A 21,978-nucleotide genomic window follows, 5' to 3' on the forward strand; every position below is an offset into this window, starting at 1 on the left:
TACATGTTACGAATTTTTCGTATATTTGTATCAACATTTCAAAGTCAATATAGCCTCATCGGCAGGGTATCTTCAGATCAGTTTAGCTAACTGATCTTTCCTTTTGCCCTAACTTTCTAATAAAATTGACTTTTCAGATTCTTCCTAATCAAAGCAGATCATTCATAAAAGTTAGATACACCCTGACGAACTATAATGACAAAATGAATGTACCAATCTACAACAACTTACAACGTTGCTCCTACGATCCGTTTAGATAAAATTATGCCTCACGGCTTGCCAATTAACTCCTTTATCGACAAAGGGCGTTGCGCAATTGGCGGAACATACTCCGAGATTAATAACAAAACACGATGTACAATAATCGTTGTCCCCAATATTAGTATTGAACTTAGTAAACAGCGCTCTCATCCCGAAATGGATATAGTCTATGGCGAGGTTACTCGTAAGGAAGTTGAGGAAATATTTCTGCTTAAAAAGGTTGGGCATAAGATAATGACGACCCCTGAAGGCATGCTAAAAATCATGACAGTTGCAGAGGGTCTGGGGATTGTAAAACAGCTTTACGATAATTGGTTTCTGCTCTTGGACGAGGCACACACTTTTATAAGTGAAGCTTACAGAAAGGACATTTTAGCGCCGTTCATCTATTTTTGGAGCTTCAAGGCTAAATCAATTATATCAGCTACGCCATTCGAGTTTTCAGATCCTATATTTAAAACTCTCCATCACCATAAAATTACTTTTACCGATACGCTTGGAAAGGTTACACTGGTCAAGGCAACGAGTATTGTGGCAACATTAAATTATCTTCTTAGTAATCTCGATAAGTACCCTGGGAACATACACATCTATTTCAACTCGGTAAAAGATAGCGTTGCCGCTATTAAACGGGCTGGACTACGTCAGGAGCAATGCAATATTTTTTGTGCCAACGACAAGGAAGGTGAGAACATGAAAAAGCTTGGTGATCTCATAGGTTACTTTCTTTCAGAACCGGTAGATGGATGTTACAAAAAGGTGAATTTCTATACCTGTAAATATTTTGAGGGATGGGACTTATATGATTCTAATGCCACCATGGTATTTGTTAGTGATATCAATAAGCCACAAACATGTTTAGGCCCTAAAACTAAGGGGAAACAAGCTTTCGGAAGGTTGCGCTTAGATGTCGAAAATAAAGAAGAACCCCACCGGCTCATTCATATAACCAACGCCAGAAGTTTACGCTACATGAACTCTATTGACAAGTTCATCACAGATTTTTATGCTCAAGGTTACCAGGCGGTAAGCCACTGGAATGAAAAAGTTGCACTTCTCAAAAGTCAGAAACGAGCCATTCCCACAACAACAGAGATCATAAAGTTTGCTGATATTGATAACATTACCAAAAATGCCACTTTAATCCCTCTCAAACTTGACCAGCAAATCAATTTTGAAGCTAACAAGGAAGTATACAATCATATTGATTTCATCAAAAAGGATTGGGAAGATGGATACTTTGACGTCGAAGTACTATATGCTGATCACAAAATCGAAACTAATACCATTATGAAACGTAAATCAAAAGCAACACAGCTAAAAGAAGATTACCAAGCATTAAAGGCTTACAATAGCGAACGCTTGACTACTACTACATTTAACTTCGGATTAACTGTAGAACAGGAAATTCAAAGCAGTAATCCTACCGCCTATCTTGCTTTCAAATTACTTGATGAAAGTACGTTGGAAAGCTTAAAGTACAACGTGAAGAAAGTTGAAACAGCGATTATACTCAAGGAGAACTCTATGGCCGAACTGAAATTAGCGAGGTTACTTAATCAGCAGTTCAAACCCGGGTCTAAGTACACCAACGATACGATTAAAAGTAAGTTACAAACCATTTACAATCAATTAAACATCCGTAATACTGATGGTACAATAAAAGTGGCCAAAGCCACCGAACTTGCCAAACATAATTGGTATGAAATGAAGCCTTGCTCTATAAAGGAAGATGACGGTGGCTATGAAAATGGCCAGTTAATTATCCGTGCTCACTTCAATCTACTGATGGCTGCGTAATCACTTTGAGCTTTCGAATTTCTAATTAGTTTTCGATGCTTACATTAATAGAGGTAGTTACAAAAAGTGATTAATAAATAGAACTACCCTCCACCGCTTCTCATCTCTGAAATCAGATACAAAACCGTTTTATGTTGCTAAACATGTGTTATTGTTCATTAATAGGATAAAACACGTGTTTAGCACCTTTTAATGGCAAAAGGCCTGTTTTGCATATCTCAATCTTTAAGTAACGCTTTCTACTCCTGTTGATCTGAAGAAGCTGCCAATGTGCAACATTTTACGTACTTAAGGTGTGCATTGTAGTACTAATGCAAATGTTATTATTAAAAGGTAGACTTATCAAGGCATTTGCAAGTCATCTGCATACTGTAACCTTTTAATACATGTGGTCGGGATGTTAATTTGCAAATGCCATTACAAATGTGTTCATTTAAAAGCAGGCTTCCCAAATCGCTTTAAACGCCATTTGCTCAAGTAACCTTTGTTCGGTTTGCTATAAGTTCTGACACCTGCAAGTTTTTCTTTTCTTTGTTTAAAAGCTCAATATTTTGTATCTTTACATTAGTAAAACAGCTGATAATGTGCGCATTATCCTAATCGAACTCTTCATTAATCAGCTACTTTACTTACCCACCAAGATATCCGTTTTGCGCTTACTCATCGCGTTAAACACAAACTCAGATTGACCTACCAGAAGATGCTCATGTTAAAGAACAATGAAATAAGAATTTATGATTATCGCAAATGAAAACTCATTAGAAGCAGGAACTGAACAATTAACTATTAATATAACCGAGGACGTATCAATAGCACAAGCCTATAACGACAGTAATATCGTCTCTCCCACAGAAGAAGAACAACAAGCGACAAATGTGGAAAGTTGCTGTGCCGAACCTATTAAAGGTTTAAAGGAGTTTATTGAAGACACCTTAACTATGAGTGTAGATGAAAAGCATCCGCAAGATATGCTTTCGACATCCAATTTATCGGTAAAAACAGAGGATGAATCATCTCCATTAAATCAACTGTTATATCTATTAACATTATTTAAGGATAGGTTGCTAGAGCAAAAGGCTTCCCTTCAGGAACAAAAAGCAACGCTTGTAGATGTACAATCGCGACTTTTGAAAATTCAAAATAAGGTACAAACTAAATTGCTGCGCTCATAAGTGCGTTAAAACATCGTATACTACAATTTCAATCTTAAATAGCTGCCATCGTGCAGCTATTTTTGTTTAACAGTGTTTTGTTACTGATATAAAGACCCTCTCGACCATATTTCCTAAAAGGTAAGACGTTGCAAGTCATTGGTGAGGCACTTGATTCAGTAACCTTATAATAACAGAAGCTGACTTCTCATTAATACATATCTGCTTCTTTGCCAACATGGAGGGATTGTGAGTTATCAGTTGCCAAATATTCGAATTTCCCAATTACATGTTTACCCATCCGAGTTAGCTCATCATCAGACACAGCTTTATCAAATAACTTTTTAGAGTATGACTTAGCCACCTGTTTACTATCATAGTACAGAATTTGTAATGACATTACACCGCTACGTTTAAACCTCGCAACTAAAACTTTATTTACATCTTTGATATCCGCCATCTTTGCTACATAGACATCAAGGTGATTGACGTATCCTTTAGTATCAAGTTCTTTGTTTACGATCTCATATTTGACTTGTGCACGGACTATAAATGGCGGTAAGAGCATTAGAAGGAACAGCAGTCTTTTCATGTGATTGAGTTTAAAAAACAAACATAGACAAAACAAGTAGTAATTTTGACTGATCCGTAGTAGCAATGGCGTTAAGACAAACAATATCATTCTTCGACAAACTAAGTAAGCAGGTTATCAACATACAAGTAGCTGAATCTTCAAGCTTGGAGAAAGTCACACAGACCTTACTTTAATTCCCTATAACGGCAAACAGCTTCGTAAAGATTTGATTTAAAGCAATCAAACAAAGTATATAGCTGTTTCTACAAAATGCCCCCGGTATACCCTCAAATAAATACGTCCCTCCTATAGTCCATTTCTTCCTGTAAAATATCTTGAGTGTGTTGCGGTCAAAGGTGGCGGTTGGTACTTCACCCCCTATCCCTGATGTTGAGGAAAGAGAATTGTTTTCTGTTTTTAGAGCAAGAGCAGTGCAGCCTTCTCAATAAAAACGCGCTGGCACGAACGCTTGCCTTTGGCAAGCTGAACTCAACCATCATTACTGCCTCGAAACCACTGCCAATCTTGCTCCTAAGCAGAAACCATCCTAATCGCTAACCCTAAATCAACAACCAAGATATGAAACGAACAACAACAAACAGCTACAAACCTAAACCGAGATGGCAGGTCGCTCAATCTCTCGAACACGTCGATCCTGAAACTCATCGATCAAATAAGGAAACATTCGCCTTTTACTACAACGTCCTTTCGACCGTGAAGTCGGAGATCATGCGCCTATTTCCTGATCTATCCTATGAACGTAACTATATGGACGAACCTGTTCAGGATATACCTGGAGCCGTTCATCATTTCATGACCAAAACCTTTTATTGGTATTTGTCTTGCGATGAGTGCCAAACCTTCATTATCCAATATAGCTTTGCTAACTGCCCTTTTGAAGCTGAAATCCGCAAATTACTCTCGCCATTCTCCGGCACTCCGTTCATTACCCAAATCCGATTGCAACCCGATCTTATTACTGCTTTCAAGCGAACAGCGAGGCTGGAAGACAGCAAATACTTTTCACAAGCCTGGTAACCTTAATTACTGGGCTTTTTTATGCACTTGTAAATAATAAACCATGGAACTGCTTAACAACCCCAAACCTCAACCAGAACCCGAAGTGCGCATCGATCCTAATCATCGTATCAGCAAGCGATGGCGTAAGGTCAGCGATCTATCCCACCCAAACAAACTCAAAGCTCAAAACACAACTATCGAAATCCAGTATTACAACACACTCAAGAAGATCAAGCGTGATTACTTGCAGCCGGGAATACTGTATTTTGAACGCGATTACCGCGACGATCCGACTGACCCTTTCTTGTTACACAGCTTCATGTGCGACCAAATCTCATTCGTCCTTACGTGCGACTTTCATTGCGTCATGCAGATTGAATATGACTTTGCAGTCTTTCCACCAATCGAAGATGTCCTTTGGCGGGTTGGCTATGCAAAGGAACTTGGTTTGCTCATCTACAAATCAAGGTTGCCAAACTTAGCTAACTTCTTTGAGGGCGTAACATCCTATCAGGCACCACAATTCATTCACACACTTTAAACCATATTAACATGAGCAATAACTTACCGCTGTTCAGTTCGGCCACTTCAGTCGATGATCTTTATGTTTTAATCAGATGGCCATTCGTTCAGGACTTAATGGAAGCCGATTGGTTTCGCAGCGAATGCGTACTCTATCAGGCATTTGATGACCAGGAGCATTTGGATTCTGCTTACTTCGTTCCGCTTAATCGTCTTTATGAGTTCGGAACTGCGGACTGATACTGTCTACTGGGATGCCTCATTAACAAACATTCTCAAAACACACGCAAAGCCTTGGTTTATCAACCAGGGCTTTTTGCTTTCAATTCATTTACAAACTCTTTTAAACCACTTTATATGAAACAGAAACAAAACTCAATACAGGTTCAGTCACCTTATAATAAATGCGTTCAACAGGCCTATAATGCTATCTACAAGCAAGCAAAACAACTATTATCAACACTTGAAAATGAGGAGCTTCGATATACATTGGAACGTGAAGACAAGGTGCAGCCCATAGTTGGCACCATTGTTCACGAGTTCATCAACCCATTGTTGTATCTGCGTTTGGAGTGCCATCCGACAAATACATTTGCTATACACTACGGATTTGAAGAGTCAAAGTCATTTAACGAATTTGCACGCATTACATCTGCATTTGTCCGCACTATCTATAAAGTAACAAATAAGGATGCTACCGACGTAAACATTGAGGATGCTGTGCGTACAGACTACTGCATATACCTATGCTCTGAAATGTATGAATACATCGAGGAACGCAACAAGCACCACCAGTTTAAACAGATCAGATACAAGCCTACAGCAGCTAAGCGCAAACAAATGCATGCAGTAGCGTAATGAATAGAGGCTTTAACACGCCTCTATTTAAATGGCTTATCTGGAATGAAGTCTTTAACTGAGCAGCCAAATATGAGCGCCAGCTTATTAAGGTGATTTAAATTGTATTTAGTCGGCGACCTTGAACTTTCTACCTGGCCAATAAACCCATTAGAAACATTCAAGCGCACAGCAAGCTCAGATTGCGAAAGCTTGTGCTGCTCTCGCATCTCCTTTACCTTATTGATAACATAAGCTTCAATATCTGATTTAAGGTTAGCTGCCATCAGATACGAAAGAATAAAAACAAAGCGAACGCTTTGCTTAGTAATAACTAAGTAAATATCTACTTTTGCATTACAGATAGTCCACTGTAGGCTTTAACTAACCAACCGATTCAGGACAATTCGGTGCCTTATCAATGATATACAATGCCAACAATGCAATTTAAATGCCCGGTATGTAAAAGGATTTGCCGTGCATATGTGGACACGAGGGTTACTCTTAAATGCCCTGGCTGCAATACTCTTATAAAACCTCATGAAAATGGGAAAGTCGACATAGTTCCAGATTTGAAACCCGTGATTCAACCTGAACCAGTTCAGACCGCTGCTAATCCTAAAAGTCCCGATGAAATACGCGAATCAGGCACACCAAAAGTAGCTGTCGAATCATCGACGCTGCAACATGAATCAGTAAAAGTTGCCGCTCAAGAAACAAATGGTTCTTCCCTCGATGGATTCTCTATAGTTGCTCTGATTATAATGTTCATTGGAGGTATCTCCGTAGCCATTATGGTAGGAACAGCGATATATGACCATTTTGACAAGTCCAAGCCCGATCAAACGAAATCGTATGTTAGCGCACCGGCGGCATCACAACAACGAGCGATAAATGAAACTCCAACCCAAATTCAGCCAACCGAAGCCCCTTCAGATGGAGACAGTTCCACCGGTCGTTATTCAGCATCAACTTCTTCAAACGCGAAAGATAGCGCCAATAGTACTGTTTTTAAAGTTTATCAAGGCCTGTACACGTTCGATACTGATGGAGTAATTCATGCTGATGATTTCAAACTAACGGTCGGTTCAAACCAAATCACTTATGCGAAGGGCGAAGCGCTTAAGACGTTTGATGTTCAGTATCAAGGCACAATTACAAGGGAGCCGCAACCAGGTATAAGATTTCTGTACCATAAATTCCTTTTGCTCAACAAAGGCGAATACTTATTAGTTAGTGATCGTAAAGAAGTTAAACATGAAGGTGTTTTTTATTATAGAATAATTATAGACGGGCAAGTTCAATTAGCTCTCTGATAACATGATGTAATTTATGCTACTAATTTGATACTTACAACGTCTTCAATTCGATATAGAGCCCGCTTTCTAAGCGGGTTCTTTACTAAACAACCATGTCGTACATAATTGCTGTTACCGGATTCATCTGGCTGATACACACCTTTACTTCAAAACCTAAGCAAAAGATACTGGCAAAGTTCATAGTAACCAAGGCAGCTATTAACGATAATGAATTTACAGACATATCAACGGAGGACGACTTTTACTTTGTGTTTTATAGGATAGGAAACAAGCCTTTAACCTTGAGTGGAGTTATGGGCAAAGATGAGAAGCAATTCTTTGGTGAAGCGGAAGGCGTTGATGAAGCGAAATTATTTAGTCAGACAAGCCCCGTTAAGCATGATCTGCATTCCTTTTAACTGGACTTATGAAAGTGATCCTGACAAGGCCAAAAGCAAGGCTCTCGTTAAGCTTATCAAAACCTATTCAGATGACCGAGTGGATTTTGATTTGGCAATATTGAATAAGGATAGAAGCAGATTCCTTGTCAAAGGTTATATGAGTTACTGATTTATATACAAATATAACTGTTTGCCTTAGTTTTCAGGCCGTTCATTAACTTTACAAATAAATGAGCTTCATTGTGACTTGAGAACTCCAACAATAAACATAGCCACGAAGAGCCAAGTTAATATCTGTAGCCAATTAAACAGTGATGGCTTCCGCATAAATAAAACTCCAATTATAGCACCGGCTACAATCCCTATTAAACCTTTGAGGTATAGAGTCCGTAGACACATACCGATACCTCCCAAAATTAAGTACAGACCTACTATGGCCGCAACTACCTTAAATATTATATTGTTGATGCTCGACCAGTTCATGATTGCGATAGGTTTGCTATAGCAAATATAGATACGTTTTAGCTATCCACAATGGCAATAGGCATTTCCTAAAGCTTCATAAAAATACTTTTCATAAAGGAAGATACAAGAACTGCCATTTATAGGAGCCTATCGTCTCAGTCTCTGGACTATCACGACAAAGAAAGATATTATACCCGCTAACCCAAGAATCCCACCCATGCAGAATAATACTGTATTAACGAGAGGTGCTATTATTTTTACACTGTAAGCTAAACCAGCTATTAAAGCCCCTGTTAAATAAATTGTCACTGCCAAAAGTGCCTTATATCTAGCCTTCCATTCTCGCATTTGTTAAATATACAAGTTATTCTATAGACACAAAACGAAGCCGTTTCACCTGAAAACATTTCCACAAGCTACGCTATCCTTCCGCTCATTAGTTGCTTAAGTGAGGAAAGGATAGCTATGCTTGGTGGCTGGGCGCAGAGGCCTTTCACACACCAGGTCCATCGGTGTTCTTCACTCCAAAGCGCCTCATAATATCACGCCAAGCTTCGTTGCGCTCGATAAGCTTTCAGCACATCTCGCTACACCGCATCTTTATGCCAGTGCAATTGATTCCGCACATTATTTATTTATAAGGTATACTTTGTATATGATTGTTTTATTAATGTGCGGAAGTTAGGCCAACGCACAGATGCGGCTTTTCATGCTATTTGATGTCGCAAAGTCGTTCATCACATGAGCTCTCTCTGTCTTCATCAACCTTTCACTTATGCTGCGCTTTCACTTGGTCTATTCGACCAGGTGAGCTTGCAACGCTCAAGATTAATTCAGCCAGTCGCTCATATTGTTAGGCTCGCCTGCTTTCATCGCTCAGGCTTCGGTACTGTCACAGCATTTGAAATTCCCAACACTTTGCCCCTATAATCAAATGCAGCGCCAGTAACCTTGTGAAGCATTCTGTGAAGCCGCCTATCGGCTTTCTCTTCACAGACCTTCGCTCAAACTCGCAGCGGCTTGCATATTATAATATTCTCTTCAAAATATTTATCTTTAGCGATGACCACAACCGAATTACTCGCAAGAATAGATCGCTTAATTACTCAAGGCTCAGAGGTACTTACAACTAAAAGACCGAGCGATTTTCTTACCCGTGTAGATACTGGCCTGTTCCATGGGTTTCGCTCTGCTTCGTTATCATTTATCGGCTCTTTATATGGTACAAGCCACTCATTTTACACAGATTTTAAACGTGTTGTTGATAACAGCCTTGAAAATGATACTCAACGTGGGCTAAATATTCTAAAAGCCATACGCTACGAAATTGAACATGGATGGTTGATCTCTCTTAGGCAGTTAGTTTTCGCAGATGTTTTTACCGATTTTTTAGAAATGGCGGAGCATTTACTTGAGGAAGGATACAAAGACGCAGCGGCTGTAATGATAGGTTCCGTTCTTGAAGAACATTTACGTCAGTTATGTGGTAACCATTCTGTTGACACTCACTTTATCAATAAAGGCGATAGTGTGCCAAAGAAAGCCAATCTTATTAATTCTGATTTAAAAAAAGCAGGGGTATATGGTTCATTGGAGGAAAAACAAGTACTGGCATGGCTAGCTTTGAGAAATATGGCGGCGCACGGATCGTATTCAGAATACGGCATTGAGCAAGTGAAGTTGATGTATCAGGGAGTTTTGGATTTTATAAGTAGAATCAAATAGTTTTACGCCCACATACTGTGTTGCCCGTATCTATTCAACATATTACCTTTGTAAATCAAACCTTATCAAGTCATATATGAAATGTCCACATTGTTTAGTTGAATTTCACGCTGAGTTTAGAATTAACCCTTTAAAAGATGACAATGATGGCTCATGGTATATTCAAAGTTGCACATGTGCAAACCCAAAATGCCTAAAGGGGGTGTTATATCTCGTAAATGGCGACTGTAGATATAATAACCATGGAGGATATACACTTGGTAAAATCATTTCAAACAGGCTGATCTATCCAAAAGGAAGTAATCGACCTCCGGTTCCAACTCAGGTAACAAAGGAAGTAGCCGATGATTATACGGAAGCCTGTCTTGTGCTTACTGATAGTCCAAAAGCTAGTGCAGCCTTAAGCAGAAGATGTCTGCAAAATCTTTTATTAGATAAAGCCGGGGTTAAAAAGGGGGACTTAGCTGTTCAAATACAAACACTGCTCGATAGTGGAAAGCTCCCCTCTCATCTTGAAGAAGATATTGACGCTGTAAGAAACATTGGCAACTTTGCTGCCCATCCTAACAAAAGTAAAAGCACCGGCGAAATACTCGAGGTGGAGCCTCACGAGGCAGAATGGAATTTAGATGTATTAGAATCACTCTTTGACTTCTATTACGTTCAACCAGAAAAAGCAAGGGCTAGAAAGGCTGCGCTGAATGCAAAACTCAATGATTCTGGTAAACCTCCAATGAAGTAAGATCATGATACTGGGAAAGTTACAAGTCAGAGTTGCAGCAATTTGTTTGTTTGTCATAGCGTCATTAAGCCTGTATCAAGATAAGTTGCACATAAAAATGGATGCTGCTACCATATTAACCTTTTGCTTATCTATTATCCTTTTTATCTTACCAGATCTTAGTTCTTTGTCAAAGTTTAAGATTGGTGATCTTGAGGTAGAATTTAAGAAGGAGGTAGATAAACTTGAAAAACTTGTTCAGGAAGAAGAAAAATCAGACTACACCAATAGCTTAAGAGCGGCAGATAAAGAATCCTGGCAATATTACTATCAGGAATATCAAAGTATCTTGCAGTCTGCAAACTCAAACTCGGAGAAACTTTTAAGAGCATCTCAATTGGTTGAACAAATGATTATGGTAGCAGGTAAAGATTTTGAACTGGATGCTAATAAACTTAAAAGTCCAGCAATGGTTGTTATCGAACTAAGGAATGCTGGACTTATATCAGAGGAAGAATTAAGCCTATACAAAGAATTCCAAGCGCTTCGTAACAATATTATACATAGGGACGTGTCGCAATTAGATGATACATTAACCGTGCGAATTCTCGACTTATTGCTTAGAATCATTCGAATATTTGGATAACAATAGCGTATCTAAGTGCCTTTATATCAAAACGAAGAATACCCTCTTGGTTCGTAACGAGCAGATGAATAAATTGATGAACCATTGAATGTATAAACAATAACACCTTAATTAGTTTGTAATGCCAATCTTTAACTTATTCTCAAAGCGACAAAAAGCTTTAAATGCAGAACCATCCGATATTTTAATTTATAATAGTATACCGTTGCCCTTAAGAGTTCAAATAATTCATATTCTAAATGATGCATTTGGCGACTCATACAATGGTTATAGTGAGGAAAGAGTATACGAGGATATGCATGAAATGTTATGTAGAGAATATGGTCTTTTCCATTTAAATGGAAGAAATACATATCGCGAGCGTATCAACGAATTCATTTTAAAAGAAGAAAACAACGAAAGCGTAATAGATGCTATCGAAGTTGCTTTTAGGTATATTGATATAATCATTAGACCGGATTGGAACTATAAAAACTCAACGAGAAGAAAAATAAGCGAAGATGACGCCATTGCTGAATTAAATGAAAGATTTAAACAACATGCTGTCGGATATCAATATGAATTCGGAGAGCTAATAAAAGTTGACTCAACCTACGTTCATGCCGAGATTGTAAAGCCCGTCTTGCAATTACTTTATAACAAAAAGTTTTCAGGCGCTAATGAAGAGTACTTAAAGGCACATGAACATTACCGCCATGGGAGAAATAAAGAATGCTTAACTGAATGTCTTAAAGCATTTGAAAGTACAATGAAAATCATTTGCACAGCAAAAGGCTGGTCATTCAATGCTACAGATACGGCAAAGCCATTAGTAAACGCTATCCTTACAAATAACCTTATTCCCAGTTATATGCAAAGTCAGATATCCGCATTTAGAAGTCTCTTGGAAAGTGGTATCCCGACAATTAGAAATAAAGTTGGCGGCCATGGACAGGGAGCAACTCCAACAACTGCTGATGATGAAACTACAAGATATGCACTTAACCTCACAGGGAGCAACCTAATTTATCTTATCGAATTAAGCAATCTTTAATCCCGCTGTTACCAAAGTTACTTATGTGTGCTAGTTTATTTAAGAATCCAATCTCTCTTTTGTATAATGAGCTGTTAGTCCGCTTTGCCAATAAGAGCAGTATGGCTAATGGCTTTGTCTTAAATTTGCTGGAAAAAAATAAACCTCTGCACATTCGTTTAAACTCGTTTGACAGCAAATTGACGACTCCAAAAGTTGATTTACGTTTAGGATTAATCCAACTACATGAATCTCATTTATCTTATTTATGGTGCATGATTTATTCCTTTATGTCACTTTTGGATTTCACAGAGAAAAGGATAGCAGAGGGTCAAACGTATATAGTGATGACTAACGCGCCAGAACTTATTGAAACAAATTCAATATTCACTTGGGCTGTTTCATTAAAAAGAGAATACTCTAACTGGCCAGCAAATCTACCTTCCCCCGCAGGTGTATCTCAAGATTGCGACTTAACTAATCGCATTTTCATTCAAGCTGTTCTGTATATTATATATCATGAACTTGGACACCTTTCAATCGGACATGATCAGTACTTGCCACTGATTACTAAACAAGAATTAACAGAAGAGGAAAGTCAAACTTTGAAATTATTAGAGAGTGAAGCTGACAACTTTGCTTTCGATTGTTTAAAAGATGTAGATGAAACGGAAGACTTAATACTTGTAAACGTATTTGCAGCATCTATTGCTCATATATCTAACTTATACCTAATTACAAACACTGCTGATCTACTTCAAATGAAGCACCCTGATTTAGATACTAGAATGTTTAATCTGATGAATAAAGTCCAATTTGAAAATGAACATTATAAGTCCGGCATGGATTTAATTTACAACATTGGCTTATCGCTCTTCATAAATCAATTGTCCTCGGCCTATTTGACCGAAGACATGAGCTTCGAATCATTCGATGATATATTGAATTACCTTTACTCCTGCCTCGATATCGAAAAGACCAAGGTGCATCCTTTAAAGTTTAGAGCGTGATATCAATTCTCATCACAAAGTTAGCTGATGCATCAGCACGTAGTCGTTTCACTTCAAGGTAGTATATCGTAATTGGGTTTCCCAATTGGGAGCCTCCACAATTACTCAATCTCCACCTTGTCTTAGTGCTACTGATCAGCAGTGAGTCGTTCGAGAATTCACTCGGCATAAAACTTACTGCTATGACAGATTTTAAACAGCTACTAACAGCATTTGAACGCTTTGCTTATGGACAATCCTTACACTCTGCCTTCGTTGAACTCTTAGATTGGGCGCTGTTACCTTTTAAGAAATGGGACGATGCAGAATCGCAAAACATTGCATTTCAAAAGTACCAGTCCCACCCAAAGATCAAACATCTTACAGTTCTCATCACACTGATTGGCGACCTTTCAGAAGGGTTTAATGATCCTCTTGGCGAGCTTTATATGCAAGCAATTTCAAATGGCCATAATGGTCAATATTTCACTCCAACACCAATATGTGATATGTTGGCTATAATGAACCTTGGAAACGATACAAAGCCAGGGCAATCAGTTTGTGATTGTGCATGCGGTTCAGGCAGAACATTATTAGCTGCAGCAAAAATTAACCGTTACTTAAAGCTATATGGCGCTGATCTTGATATTACATGCTGCAAAATGGCTTTATTAAACATGCTACTAAACTCGCTAACTGGTGAAATTGCACATATGAACTCGCTTAGCAATGCCTTTTATACCGGTTATGAGGTTAATATAACTTTAGTGAATGGCTTCTACCATCCATATTATGTTGAGTTCACGGAGCCTGAGCAAAGCAACATTTGGCTACATGATCCAATAGGCACCGAAGTTAAGCCTGTGTTTACCACACCTTTTGAACCTGTCAGGGCAGCACAACCTATCAATGGCGTGCAGGGTAGCTTATTTTAAGCGCCCTTGTATATTATTTTACAACTTATTATATTGTATCACCAAACAATATCACGTTATGAACCTATTTGAAGGTGAGAAGATCATCACCACGACCGACAACAATGTTATCATCCTAACTACTCATCGTATTCGCTCAACCAACAGCTTAGGTTGGGGACATCGTGAAACAACTTCTATGATGCTCGATATGGTGAGTTCGATTAAAACAACTTGCAATAGCTATCCAATCCTCTTAGTTATAGCAGCTATAATTGGCATTGGTGGTTTTATCCTTGGCAATCAAAACAATTCGTCTTACGGCGTTTCCTTTACCATTGTCTTAGCAATTATATTAGTTTCTATATATTTCGTAACCAGAAAACATGTTTGCATGATTGCCTCAAGCGGAGGTTCAAGGATTGTTTTCGCCACATCAAACATGAGCCATGATGGCTTGATAAACTTTATTGATCGTGTAGAAGAAGCGAAGTATCGTAGCACCCTGAGAGCAGTAGTTTAACCATTCGCATAGAAAGATATGAACCACGATACAATTACGACAAAACAAGTAACCTTAAAGGTCAGCGAAGGCTTTTTAGCCACTGCAAATAACAGCGATCAAATTACTGCTAAGGAGTTTGGTGAACAATTTGCCAAAGGCGTTGTAAATAAACTATTCCCCAAGTCAGTTGAATACGGAGATATTCAAAGCCATTTCAACACTGAACGACTTAACTCTTTCAACTTCACTGGCTTTAAGGAACTGGTAATTGGCACTCATTATCTAAGAAAAAAGCTAACATCAGAATTGCATCATTTCTCTAATGAATTGCGTGCAAAATCTCAAAGCCTTGACAATCGCAAGTCATCGTTACTTAGTTTCCTGTATAAGAAAAAGATAGCAACGGAAACCGGGTTAGTAGAACAGCTTTCAAATCAAGTTAATTCTCTTAAAGAATCGCAATTGGGATCAAGTGTTGATCTTAAATATCAATATGAAAATTCTTTGCTAACAGATGCATATTCGGACTTGACAAGCGCTTTTACTACGATGAAATCAGCCATCAAAATCTGGGATGTTACTACCGCTCAAATGAATTTAGACACTAAAGCAGCAGCAGGCACATCTATTGACCGGCATGAGGTTAAATTCGATTTCAAAAGGTTGGATATACTGTCTACCAATGAAAAGGTTTTGCATGTCGAGAACTTCAATGGTGGTGACTTTTATTTCTACCCGATGTTCATTATTTATTTCAAAGGACGCGAGGAAATCGCGATTATAGATTATACAGACCTATATATCGAATATAAGGAGCAGCAGTTCTTAGAAAGGAAAGAAGATATAGTGAGTGACGTAACAACAATTGGCGAAACCTGGTATAGAGTGAATAAAGACGGCTCACCCGATAAGCGATTTGTTGGGAACTATAAAATCCCAATAGCATTATACGGATCGATCCATTTTAAAAGTCCCTCTGGGATCAATGAACTTTACTACATCAGTGATCATAAGAAAGCTAAGCACTTCTATGAACAATATTTAAACTATCAAGCGCACGTTCGTAACTCAAGCTATGAAATGATTTCGCACTCAAATACATTGTTAGACGGAGGACATACAGGTAATGGTTAACAAATCAAACGCCAGGTTTATCAGCTTGGCGTTCTGCATTAGCAATATTTTATTATTGGCTACTTCGCAATATTGATTGCTTTAGTATCTGTAACTACAATCTCCGGCTTGCCTTTAAAGTCGATAACTGATCCTTGTACCGTTATTGCTTTATCAGTTATCTAACCAGCTAATTGTTTAGCGTTACCTTTTAACACAACAGTTAGTAATTGATTTGGATAGACTGTGCGTAAGATGCAAACACCTCGCAAACAGGACAATTGGCTTTGAATTATCAAATCAAATGATTAGGTTTATACTAACAACCTGAACAATCATGAAAAGATGCGTTATCGTCCTTAGCCAGGCTATTGGAACTCTACAACCAGCTTCAACCCATCCGCCTCACCAACATACAAGAACCTCGCTACCTGCGAAGGTGAAAGTCCATGTTGTGCTTGCAAGAATTGTAAGTATTGTAAATGCTATGCTAAGCAAGGCTTAACGTGTGGCGTTTGTAAGAAATAACCAATAAAAAATATGTAGTGACACAAACTTCATTATAAGTTAGTATATGAAAAAAACTTTACGACAGAAATGGCAAACTTTTACTTTCTCCGAAAGGTTTACGGCTATTACCTCGGTTGGAGGAATAGTTGTGAGCATAGTTGGTTTAACTTTGGTAATTATAAGCTTAAAATCAAGCGAGAAGATTGCAAGTACAAGCACCTATCTTCAAACTTATGCCTGGACAATAGATGTTGACAAAGCCTTCATTGAACATCCTGAAGCAAAGGGCTATCTATATGAGGATATTGCAAAACTAAAATCTAATTCCAAGTACAAACAGGATAAAGCCCAATTAGATGTGATATTGGAACTTATGCTTGACAGTTATGATGCAATTCTAAACAATACAAGTTACTTTAAAATCTACCCAGACCAGTATCAAATTTGGATGAAAACAGTAAAAGACAACTTCAAACGTAGTGCTGTCCTCCGAATGAAGTTTGAAATGGATAGTGATGAATATAGCTCTCTATTAGATCAGGCGTACAAACATAGATTAGATAGGAAATGAATGACACTTATGCGTGCATTTTTAATTTAACCTCGAACTCATTTGTAAAGCTATCAGATTCAGTAACCTTTTAAAGCAAGTGGTTGGAATGCCAATTACACACAAACTTTGAGAACCAATCATAAACCAAAATGTCACGTATTAGAATAGCAGGACTACTTATCTTTCTCTTAGGAATCGGAATGTTAATCTTCGGTGCAGGTATGTTCACATATCGCGGAGACGCTTTAACTCCATTTGTTTCTAAGCTTGGAGAGTTTTCGTTCAATTATTGGATCCCGACTGTAATCATAGGTATCGCACTGTTCATTGCAGGCCGAAAGAGTAAATAAGCTTAGTGAAATGTAATTTAAAGGATCAAACTACCAACACTACCTCGTTCTAAAGTTCTAACTTTTCTTAAACTTTCACCTTTATAGGGCAATTACAACATCATAGAGGAAATTAGAAAGGCAATTGAGAAGTCTACCTTTTAAATGAAACTGCCTGAACTGCCTTTATCCCTTCAAACCTAACCTTCTTCAATTTACAATCTACTACACGTTAGATAACAGGGGGCTATAAAAGCCCTTTTTTGTAAACCTTGTAGTAAGTAAGTACATCCTCCACCAAATATTCTGTTCTGTGTGGATGATAATAATTTGCTATATCCAACGGTAGCATTATATTTATGAATACAACCGACACCAATCATGAAATTTTGGTTTATTATGGCTATTGCTATTCTAATGTCTATTAGCTCTCATGCTCAAACTGCATTGCATCTTTATGGAGGCAAAGATCATGATAAATACCTTGGATGCCTAAACTGTAACACTTACGACAAAAACTCAATATGGAATGATTACGGGTCATTTGGATCATCTTATAGTAGCAGTTCCATATGGAATGAATACGGTACGTACGGTGGAGAATATAGTCCTTATTCACCTTTTAATAACTATGCACAGTATCCTCCAGTTATCGTTGATAAAGACGGAAACTTTTATGGCTATCTCACTGTAAACACCTATCACGATAAACGGGCTGAAAGCCAAATTGCTTTGATTATCTATAAGTACTGGAACTTAATTGAAAAAAACGTTTCCGATTGGTACGCTAAAATATTTAATTAAAAGGTAGAACTTGTTAAGGAAGTGAGACAATGAATTATTAAGCAAAGTTACGCTTATAGCTGCTGCAGCGTGACAAGGAACTACGGCATAAACACAAGCCTACGCACTACCTTTCATTTATTCCGTTCCTCCTTGCACTTGATTGCTATAAGCGTGCGTGGGCATTATAATTCATAATCTCAATTAACAATATGCGCCAAAAGTGCGCCAAAATACACCAATAAAACATCAAAACACGAAACAGAAAGTCTAAATTAGCAAATCATCAATCCACTCAATTAATTAACTAACAACTATCAAAAACAGCGTTAAGAGTATCAATAGCACATTATAGCCAATAAAAAAAGCCCCTTAGATAAATCTAAGAGGCTATACAAGATGTGATCCCATTTGGATTCGAACCAAAGACCTACAGATTAGAAATCTGTTGCTCTATCCAGCTGAGCTATAGGACCATCGCATTTAAATTACAAATATACATATGGTTTCGAACCCATGGCATATTGTATAATTTTTTGCGGTGCAAATATGCAAAATTATGCTGAAAATAACAATCAATTTGCTAATTGATTTACTACAAGCTGTTTAACAGCCTGTTACTTTGAAACCAGGGCAAGCTTACCTTTGTTTTTAATTTTGCTACAAAAGGTGTCCGTCCGTTCAAACGTGTAACAGTTGTCCGTTGCCCAATCAATAAAATCAGCTATCCTGGCGGCAAAGGCTTCACCTGAGTTTTTTGAAACATAGCCAGGAAACCCGAACTTTTCTTTGTCGTGCAGATCGGTAAATTCCCAGGGGTGAAAATACAGGTTCAGGTAACCATCTTTTTTATGCGTTGCCGCACTCATCAGTTTTAACAGAGAGAGCGGCAAATTATGAAAGCTTAACCAAAAAAGCGGAAAACGCAGCAGCGGTGAAACCGAAGCCGGAATCTGCAGCACATCATGATCATAAAACCAGCTGCGCGGTTTATTAAAGTTATTGTACCGGCCAGGCAGCCAGGTTGGGTTTATGGATGAGTTATATTCATAACCGGCTTTTGCAATCTCAGCCTCATCAACGGGCATCATCCGGGCCATCCGGAAGCCCGTTACATCAGTCCCCGAAATATCCTCCAAAGCCAGTTTTGACAACCTTAAATGTTCGGCCTTAAAATCAGAATGATAATATCCGTGTGAGGCTATCTCGTGTCCATCGGTTACCATCTGTTTGATGATATCAGGCTTATTGATAGCGTAATTAGCCGTACAAAAAAAAGTAACTTTTATGTTCTTTTCTTTCAGCAAGCTGAGTATAGTATTGGTACCCTTGGTTGAAATTTCAAGCTGCTCATCAAACGATATTGATTTACCGTACTCAAACGGCATATCAAACTCCTCAACATCAAACCCTAATAAAATCATTATTTACAATAACAACGTTTGATGAACGGATAATATAATGCGGCCGGTGTTTTGACTGCATAAATATTTTGCCTACATAAACTCCTATAACACTCATTACAAGCAATTGCAAGCCACCAAAAAAGGCTATAGTAGCAATAATTGATGCCCAGCCCGAAACAGCGTAGCCTAAAAAATAGCTAACAAGCACGTATGGAATATATAGAATAGCCAGCGTTGAAAAAAACAAGCCAATTAACGAAACAATATATAATGGCCTGGCGCTAAACGCTACAATACTGCCTACAGCAAGTTTAACCAGTTTTGGGAAGGAATAACTTGCCTCACCGGTATGCCGCTTTGATGGTACATAAGGGATGCCGATCTGCCTATAACCTGCCCATTTAATTATCCCCCTGAAAAAGATCTCGTATTCGTCAATAAGCTTAAGCTGTTTTACCACTTTCTCGTCAATCAGCCTGAAATCGGCAGTACCATTTTCCATCTTGATATCCGAAAGCATATTGAGGCCTTTGTAAAACAACTTTGAAGTAACTTTCTGATAACCTTTACCATGCGGGTTTTCACCTTCTCGATAGGTGTAAACAATATCATAGCCATTTTCCCAAAGCTTTAACATCTTCAGGATCAGTTGCGGTGGGTGCTGCAAATCGGCATCCATGGTTATAACAGCATCGCCATGGGCCATGGCTATACCTGCTTTAAGAGCATAATCTTTGCCAAAGTTGCGCGAAAGCTCTACATAAAAAACATTAGTATGCAGCTCGGCATTAATCTTTAATTCATTCAGGGTATTATCACGGCTTCCGTCGTCAACAAAGATCAACTCATAGGCATATCCTGTGGGCGTAAGTGTTTCACGAAGTTGCTCAATTAAATAACTAATGTTTTTTTCCTCGTTATGTGAGGGTATAACAATAGATATCTTTTTATCGGCAAGGTATGTCATAGCTATACTATGGATTTTTTTAATTGTAACAGGCGGTATTAGTAATTAAAGCTTATATTTGATTGCTATTTTCAGCGCATTCCTTTACATAAAAGACCTTACGATAAATTGTTACAAAACGTAACTGTCGTGGCCAATTTTAATAAAGAAGGACAAAAGACACAAAAACGTAACTTTCCTGTTACAAAAATAGTTAATAATTATCTATTAACCTGCAAATCTTTCGTATTTTTCAGTAAAAAAATAATTATTAAAACCCGTTTTATGCCAGGAAGCCTTTAAACCGCTGCCGGGGCCAATTCACTTTCTTTTTCTTTGGCAAAATCCCTGGTGAGTGTTTCATAAATTATTTTAAGCCAGATCAAAAAACAAGGTATCGATTTTAGTTTATAGGGGACAATATACTGTGTGCGGATATAAGACGGAAACAGATCTGAAGGTGAAAGACTGGTTATTAACAGCGCCAAAACCAACAGGAAAATCTCGAAGCCGGTTACCGGCCTGTTCAAATTCATAAACCAAACGGCTACCCCAACAAAAGCGATAATATAGGTTGATGATTCGGCCGAGCTGCTGAAGATCACTGCGAAGATCAATACTGATGAAAGGATCAACCGCTGATATTGCAAAAACTTATAAGCTCCTATGCGCAGGTACGACAGGGCAAACAGCACCAGCGCCGGCCCTATTACATACATATTTTTGAGGTCATCGTAATGAAAAGCTCTGCGGATAAAACCTGTAACGCAAATTTCCTGCATTACTGAATGTTGGTTACCCGAATTTTTAATCACCAGGTCGGTATACCAGTCATGATAGGTTTGTATTATAAACGCTGGAGATGAAATAGCCATCGGCAAAACAAACAACACTGCCGACCAGAATATAAAGCTCAACACAAATTTTGGTTTATTTGCCGAAAAGAAAAAGAAGGCAAGCCCAACAATACCGTACAGCTTGATGAATGCCCCAAGGGCTATCATCAGCGCAGCCCAAAAATCCTGTTCACGTTTTATAAAATTAAAACCTAATATGATCAGCGCCGCTATCATAGGGTTACTCTGTACATTGGCCGATGCAGTCATCAGTTCGTGTGCACACAACAAAAGCACAATAACATACTGATCCTTTTTCAGCGGTAATAACTGGACAGCCTTAAACAGGACAAACGCATTAAACAGCACCCATAAAATAACGCCGATACTATCGGGCAATATGGCAAATGGAGCCATTATTATCGAAAATATCGGTCCGTAGTGGTTCAGATCATAATAATGCTCGGGCTGATAAGCATACAGGTTATGCTGATGAATAGTGTTTAGAAAGTTATATTTAAATATGGTGTAATTGTTAAACCCCTGGTGGGCTAATACCCCTTTAATTACCAAAAATAGACTTAAACCAAACCATAAAGAATATACAAAGGGTTTGTTGCTGATAAGCTTAGCAAGTTTTTGCACGGATTAGGATATTTAT

The 21,978-nt window shown here is 38.2% G+C and carries 23 protein-coding genes and 1 tRNA gene; 18 read left to right on the top strand and 6 right to left on the bottom strand.

Annotated elements, in window-relative coordinates; all coding sequences use genetic code 11:
* Window positions 1-207 precede the first annotated feature (207 nt).
* Together ACFFGT_RS13135 and ACFFGT_RS13140 are read left to right on the top strand one after the other, a co-directional pair.
* On the top strand, window positions 208-2,061 hold the full coding sequence (locus ACFFGT_RS13135; RefSeq protein WP_377022996.1) for a DEAD/DEAH box helicase family protein: 1,854 nt from the start codon (window positions 208-210) through the stop codon (window positions 2,059-2,061).
* Window positions 2,062-2,795: 734 nt separating this feature from the next.
* Window positions 2,796-3,233 (top strand): hypothetical protein, encoded by a 438-nt coding sequence (locus tag ACFFGT_RS13140; protein ID WP_377022997.1) that lies wholly within the window; start codon window positions 2,796-2,798, stop codon window positions 3,231-3,233.
* 190 nt (window positions 3,234-3,423) lie between these two features.
* On the opposite strand, the gene ACFFGT_RS13145 is transcribed toward ACFFGT_RS13140, so the two are convergent.
* Complete coding sequence (locus tag ACFFGT_RS13145; RefSeq protein WP_377022998.1) at window positions 3,424-3,804, bottom strand: hypothetical protein; 381 nt, start codon at window positions 3,802-3,804, stop codon at window positions 3,424-3,426.
* A gap of 561 nt (window positions 3,805-4,365) precedes the next feature.
* Here ACFFGT_RS13145 and ACFFGT_RS13150 point away from each other — a divergent pair.
* The 4 genes from ACFFGT_RS13150 to ACFFGT_RS13165 all read left to right on the top strand — a co-directional run bounded on the left by ACFFGT_RS13150 (window position 4,366) and on the right by ACFFGT_RS13165 (window position 6,186).
* Complete coding sequence (locus ACFFGT_RS13150) at window positions 4,366-4,824, top strand: hypothetical protein (protein WP_377022999.1); 459 nt, start codon at window positions 4,366-4,368, stop codon at window positions 4,822-4,824.
* A gap of 43 nt (window positions 4,825-4,867) precedes the next feature.
* Window positions 4,868-5,347 carry a hypothetical protein gene (locus tag ACFFGT_RS13155; RefSeq protein WP_377023000.1) on the top strand — a complete coding sequence of 160 codons (480 nt, stop codon included), beginning with the start codon at window positions 4,868-4,870 and terminating at the stop codon, window positions 5,345-5,347.
* Window positions 5,348-5,358: 11 nt separating this feature from the next.
* Window positions 5,359-5,568 (top strand): hypothetical protein, encoded by a 210-nt coding sequence (locus ACFFGT_RS13160; RefSeq protein ID WP_377023001.1) that lies wholly within the window; start codon window positions 5,359-5,361, stop codon window positions 5,566-5,568.
* Window positions 5,569-5,685: 117 nt separating this feature from the next.
* Window positions 5,686-6,186, top strand: coding sequence for a hypothetical protein (locus ACFFGT_RS13165; RefSeq protein WP_377023002.1), 501 nt, complete (start codon window positions 5,686-5,688; stop codon window positions 6,184-6,186).
* Between the two features lie 23 nt (window positions 6,187-6,209).
* On the opposite strand, the gene ACFFGT_RS13170 is transcribed toward ACFFGT_RS13165, so the two are convergent.
* On the bottom strand, window positions 6,210-6,452 hold the full coding sequence (locus tag ACFFGT_RS13170; protein ID WP_377023003.1) for a helix-turn-helix domain-containing protein: 243 nt from the start codon (window positions 6,450-6,452) through the stop codon (window positions 6,210-6,212).
* Window positions 6,453-6,746: 294 nt separating this feature from the next.
* Between ACFFGT_RS13170 and ACFFGT_RS13175 the strand changes: the two genes are divergently transcribed.
* The 12 genes from ACFFGT_RS13175 (at window position 6,747) to ACFFGT_RS13230 (ending at window position 18,150) form a co-directional block, all read left to right on the top strand.
* Window positions 6,747-7,481 carry a hypothetical protein gene (locus tag ACFFGT_RS13175; protein WP_377023004.1) on the top strand — a complete coding sequence of 245 codons (735 nt, stop codon included), beginning with the start codon at window positions 6,747-6,749 and terminating at the stop codon, window positions 7,479-7,481.
* Between the two features lie 95 nt (window positions 7,482-7,576).
* Window positions 7,577-7,882 (top strand): hypothetical protein, encoded by a 306-nt coding sequence (locus ACFFGT_RS13180; RefSeq protein ID WP_377023005.1) that lies wholly within the window; start codon window positions 7,577-7,579, stop codon window positions 7,880-7,882.
* 1,509 nt (window positions 7,883-9,391) lie between these two features.
* Window positions 9,392-10,054, top strand: coding sequence for a hypothetical protein (locus tag ACFFGT_RS13185; RefSeq protein WP_377023006.1), 663 nt, complete (start codon window positions 9,392-9,394; stop codon window positions 10,052-10,054).
* Window positions 10,055-10,130: 76 nt separating this feature from the next.
* Complete coding sequence (locus tag ACFFGT_RS13190; RefSeq protein WP_377023007.1) at window positions 10,131-10,796, top strand: DUF4145 domain-containing protein; 666 nt, start codon at window positions 10,131-10,133, stop codon at window positions 10,794-10,796.
* A gap of 4 nt (window positions 10,797-10,800) precedes the next feature.
* On the top strand, window positions 10,801-11,421 hold the full coding sequence (locus ACFFGT_RS13195; RefSeq protein ID WP_377023008.1) for a hypothetical protein: 621 nt from the start codon (window positions 10,801-10,803) through the stop codon (window positions 11,419-11,421).
* Between the two features lie 121 nt (window positions 11,422-11,542).
* The gene (locus ACFFGT_RS13200) at window positions 11,543-12,454 is read left to right on the top strand and encodes an abortive infection family protein (RefSeq protein WP_377023009.1); all 912 of its coding nucleotides are present in this window, start codon (window positions 11,543-11,545) and stop codon (window positions 12,452-12,454) included.
* A 101-nt stretch (window positions 12,455-12,555) separates the two neighbouring features.
* Window positions 12,556-13,443, top strand: a complete 888-nt coding sequence (locus ACFFGT_RS13205) for a phage exclusion protein Lit family protein (protein WP_377023010.1) — start codon at window positions 12,556-12,558, stop codon at window positions 13,441-13,443.
* A 182-nt stretch (window positions 13,444-13,625) separates the two neighbouring features.
* On the top strand, window positions 13,626-14,357 hold the full coding sequence (locus ACFFGT_RS13210; protein ID WP_377023011.1) for an N-6 DNA methylase: 732 nt from the start codon (window positions 13,626-13,628) through the stop codon (window positions 14,355-14,357).
* A gap of 58 nt (window positions 14,358-14,415) precedes the next feature.
* Window positions 14,416-14,859, top strand: coding sequence for a hypothetical protein (locus ACFFGT_RS13215; RefSeq protein WP_377023012.1), 444 nt, complete (start codon window positions 14,416-14,418; stop codon window positions 14,857-14,859).
* Between the two features lie 18 nt (window positions 14,860-14,877).
* Entirely contained in the window at window positions 14,878-15,975 is a 1,098-nt protein-coding gene (locus ACFFGT_RS13220; protein ID WP_377023013.1) for a hypothetical protein, read from the top strand.
* 553 nt (window positions 15,976-16,528) lie between these two features.
* Entirely contained in the window at window positions 16,529-17,035 is a 507-nt protein-coding gene (locus ACFFGT_RS13225) for a hypothetical protein (protein WP_377023014.1), read from the top strand.
* 692 nt (window positions 17,036-17,727) lie between these two features.
* Window positions 17,728-18,150: a hypothetical protein gene (locus tag ACFFGT_RS13230; RefSeq protein WP_377023015.1), complete on the top strand. Its 423-nt coding sequence runs from the start codon at window positions 17,728-17,730 to the stop codon at window positions 18,148-18,150.
* Between the two features lie 381 nt (window positions 18,151-18,531).
* Here the strand turns inward: ACFFGT_RS13230 and ACFFGT_RS13235 are convergent.
* From ACFFGT_RS13235 to ACFFGT_RS13250, 4 genes are all read right to left on the bottom strand, one after another.
* Window positions 18,532-18,605 (bottom strand) — tRNA-Arg (locus tag ACFFGT_RS13235).
* A 141-nt stretch (window positions 18,606-18,746) separates the two neighbouring features.
* Window positions 18,747-19,553: a polysaccharide deacetylase family protein gene (locus tag ACFFGT_RS13240; RefSeq protein ID WP_377023016.1), complete on the bottom strand. Its 807-nt coding sequence runs from the start codon at window positions 19,551-19,553 to the stop codon at window positions 18,747-18,749.
* Window positions 19,534-20,502 carry a glycosyltransferase family 2 protein gene (locus ACFFGT_RS13245; protein ID WP_377023017.1) on the bottom strand — a complete coding sequence of 323 codons (969 nt, stop codon included), beginning with the start codon at window positions 20,500-20,502 and terminating at the stop codon, window positions 19,534-19,536. The genes ACFFGT_RS13240 and ACFFGT_RS13245 overlap by 20 nt, the downstream gene beginning before the upstream one ends.
* Window positions 20,503-20,780: 278 nt before the next feature.
* Window positions 20,781-21,962 (bottom strand): glycosyltransferase family 87 protein, encoded by a 1,182-nt coding sequence (locus tag ACFFGT_RS13250; protein WP_377023018.1) that lies wholly within the window; start codon window positions 21,960-21,962, stop codon window positions 20,781-20,783.
* Window positions 21,963-21,978: the final 16 nt, after the last annotated feature.

The organism is Mucilaginibacter angelicae, from assembly GCF_042434235.1.
Classification (GTDB): domain Bacteria; phylum Bacteroidota; class Bacteroidia; order Sphingobacteriales; family Sphingobacteriaceae; genus Mucilaginibacter; species Mucilaginibacter angelicae.

Excerpts from the sequence above, each read along its gene's own strand:
- ACFFGT_RS13135 (WP_377022996.1), top strand. The coding sequence starts at position 208 with ATGTACCAATCTACAACAACTTACAACGTTGCTCCTACGATCCGTTTA.
- ACFFGT_RS13140 (WP_377022997.1), top strand. The coding sequence starts at position 2,796 with ATGATTATCGCAAATGAAAACTCATTAGAAGCAGGAACTGAACAATTA.
- ACFFGT_RS13145 (WP_377022998.1), bottom strand. The coding sequence starts at position 3,804 with ATGAAAAGACTGCTGTTCCTTCTAATGCTCTTACCGCCATTTATAGTC.
- ACFFGT_RS13150 (WP_377022999.1), top strand. The coding sequence starts at position 4,366 with ATGAAACGAACAACAACAAACAGCTACAAACCTAAACCGAGATGGCAG.
- ACFFGT_RS13155 (WP_377023000.1), top strand. The coding sequence starts at position 4,868 with ATGGAACTGCTTAACAACCCCAAACCTCAACCAGAACCCGAAGTGCGC.
- ACFFGT_RS13160 (WP_377023001.1), top strand. The coding sequence starts at position 5,359 with ATGAGCAATAACTTACCGCTGTTCAGTTCGGCCACTTCAGTCGATGAT.
- ACFFGT_RS13165 (WP_377023002.1), top strand. The coding sequence starts at position 5,686 with ATGAAACAGAAACAAAACTCAATACAGGTTCAGTCACCTTATAATAAA.
- ACFFGT_RS13170 (WP_377023003.1), bottom strand. The coding sequence starts at position 6,452 with ATGGCAGCTAACCTTAAATCAGATATTGAAGCTTATGTTATCAATAAG.
- ACFFGT_RS13180 (WP_377023005.1), top strand. The coding sequence starts at position 7,577 with ATGTCGTACATAATTGCTGTTACCGGATTCATCTGGCTGATACACACC.
- ACFFGT_RS13185 (WP_377023006.1), top strand. The coding sequence starts at position 9,392 with ATGACCACAACCGAATTACTCGCAAGAATAGATCGCTTAATTACTCAA.
- ACFFGT_RS13190 (WP_377023007.1), top strand. The coding sequence starts at position 10,131 with ATGAAATGTCCACATTGTTTAGTTGAATTTCACGCTGAGTTTAGAATT.
- ACFFGT_RS13195 (WP_377023008.1), top strand. The coding sequence starts at position 10,801 with ATGATACTGGGAAAGTTACAAGTCAGAGTTGCAGCAATTTGTTTGTTT.
- ACFFGT_RS13200 (WP_377023009.1), top strand. The coding sequence starts at position 11,543 with ATGCCAATCTTTAACTTATTCTCAAAGCGACAAAAAGCTTTAAATGCA.
- ACFFGT_RS13205 (WP_377023010.1), top strand. The coding sequence starts at position 12,556 with ATGGCTAATGGCTTTGTCTTAAATTTGCTGGAAAAAAATAAACCTCTG.
- ACFFGT_RS13210 (WP_377023011.1), top strand. The coding sequence starts at position 13,626 with ATGACAGATTTTAAACAGCTACTAACAGCATTTGAACGCTTTGCTTAT.
- ACFFGT_RS13215 (WP_377023012.1), top strand. The coding sequence starts at position 14,416 with ATGAACCTATTTGAAGGTGAGAAGATCATCACCACGACCGACAACAAT.
- ACFFGT_RS13220 (WP_377023013.1), top strand. The coding sequence starts at position 14,878 with ATGAACCACGATACAATTACGACAAAACAAGTAACCTTAAAGGTCAGC.
- ACFFGT_RS13225 (WP_377023014.1), top strand. The coding sequence starts at position 16,529 with ATGAAAAAAACTTTACGACAGAAATGGCAAACTTTTACTTTCTCCGAA.
- ACFFGT_RS13230 (WP_377023015.1), top strand. The coding sequence starts at position 17,728 with ATGAAATTTTGGTTTATTATGGCTATTGCTATTCTAATGTCTATTAGC.
- ACFFGT_RS13240 (WP_377023016.1), bottom strand. The coding sequence starts at position 19,553 with ATGATTTTATTAGGGTTTGATGTTGAGGAGTTTGATATGCCGTTTGAG.
- ACFFGT_RS13245 (WP_377023017.1), bottom strand. The coding sequence starts at position 20,502 with ATGACATACCTTGCCGATAAAAAGATATCTATTGTTATACCCTCACAT.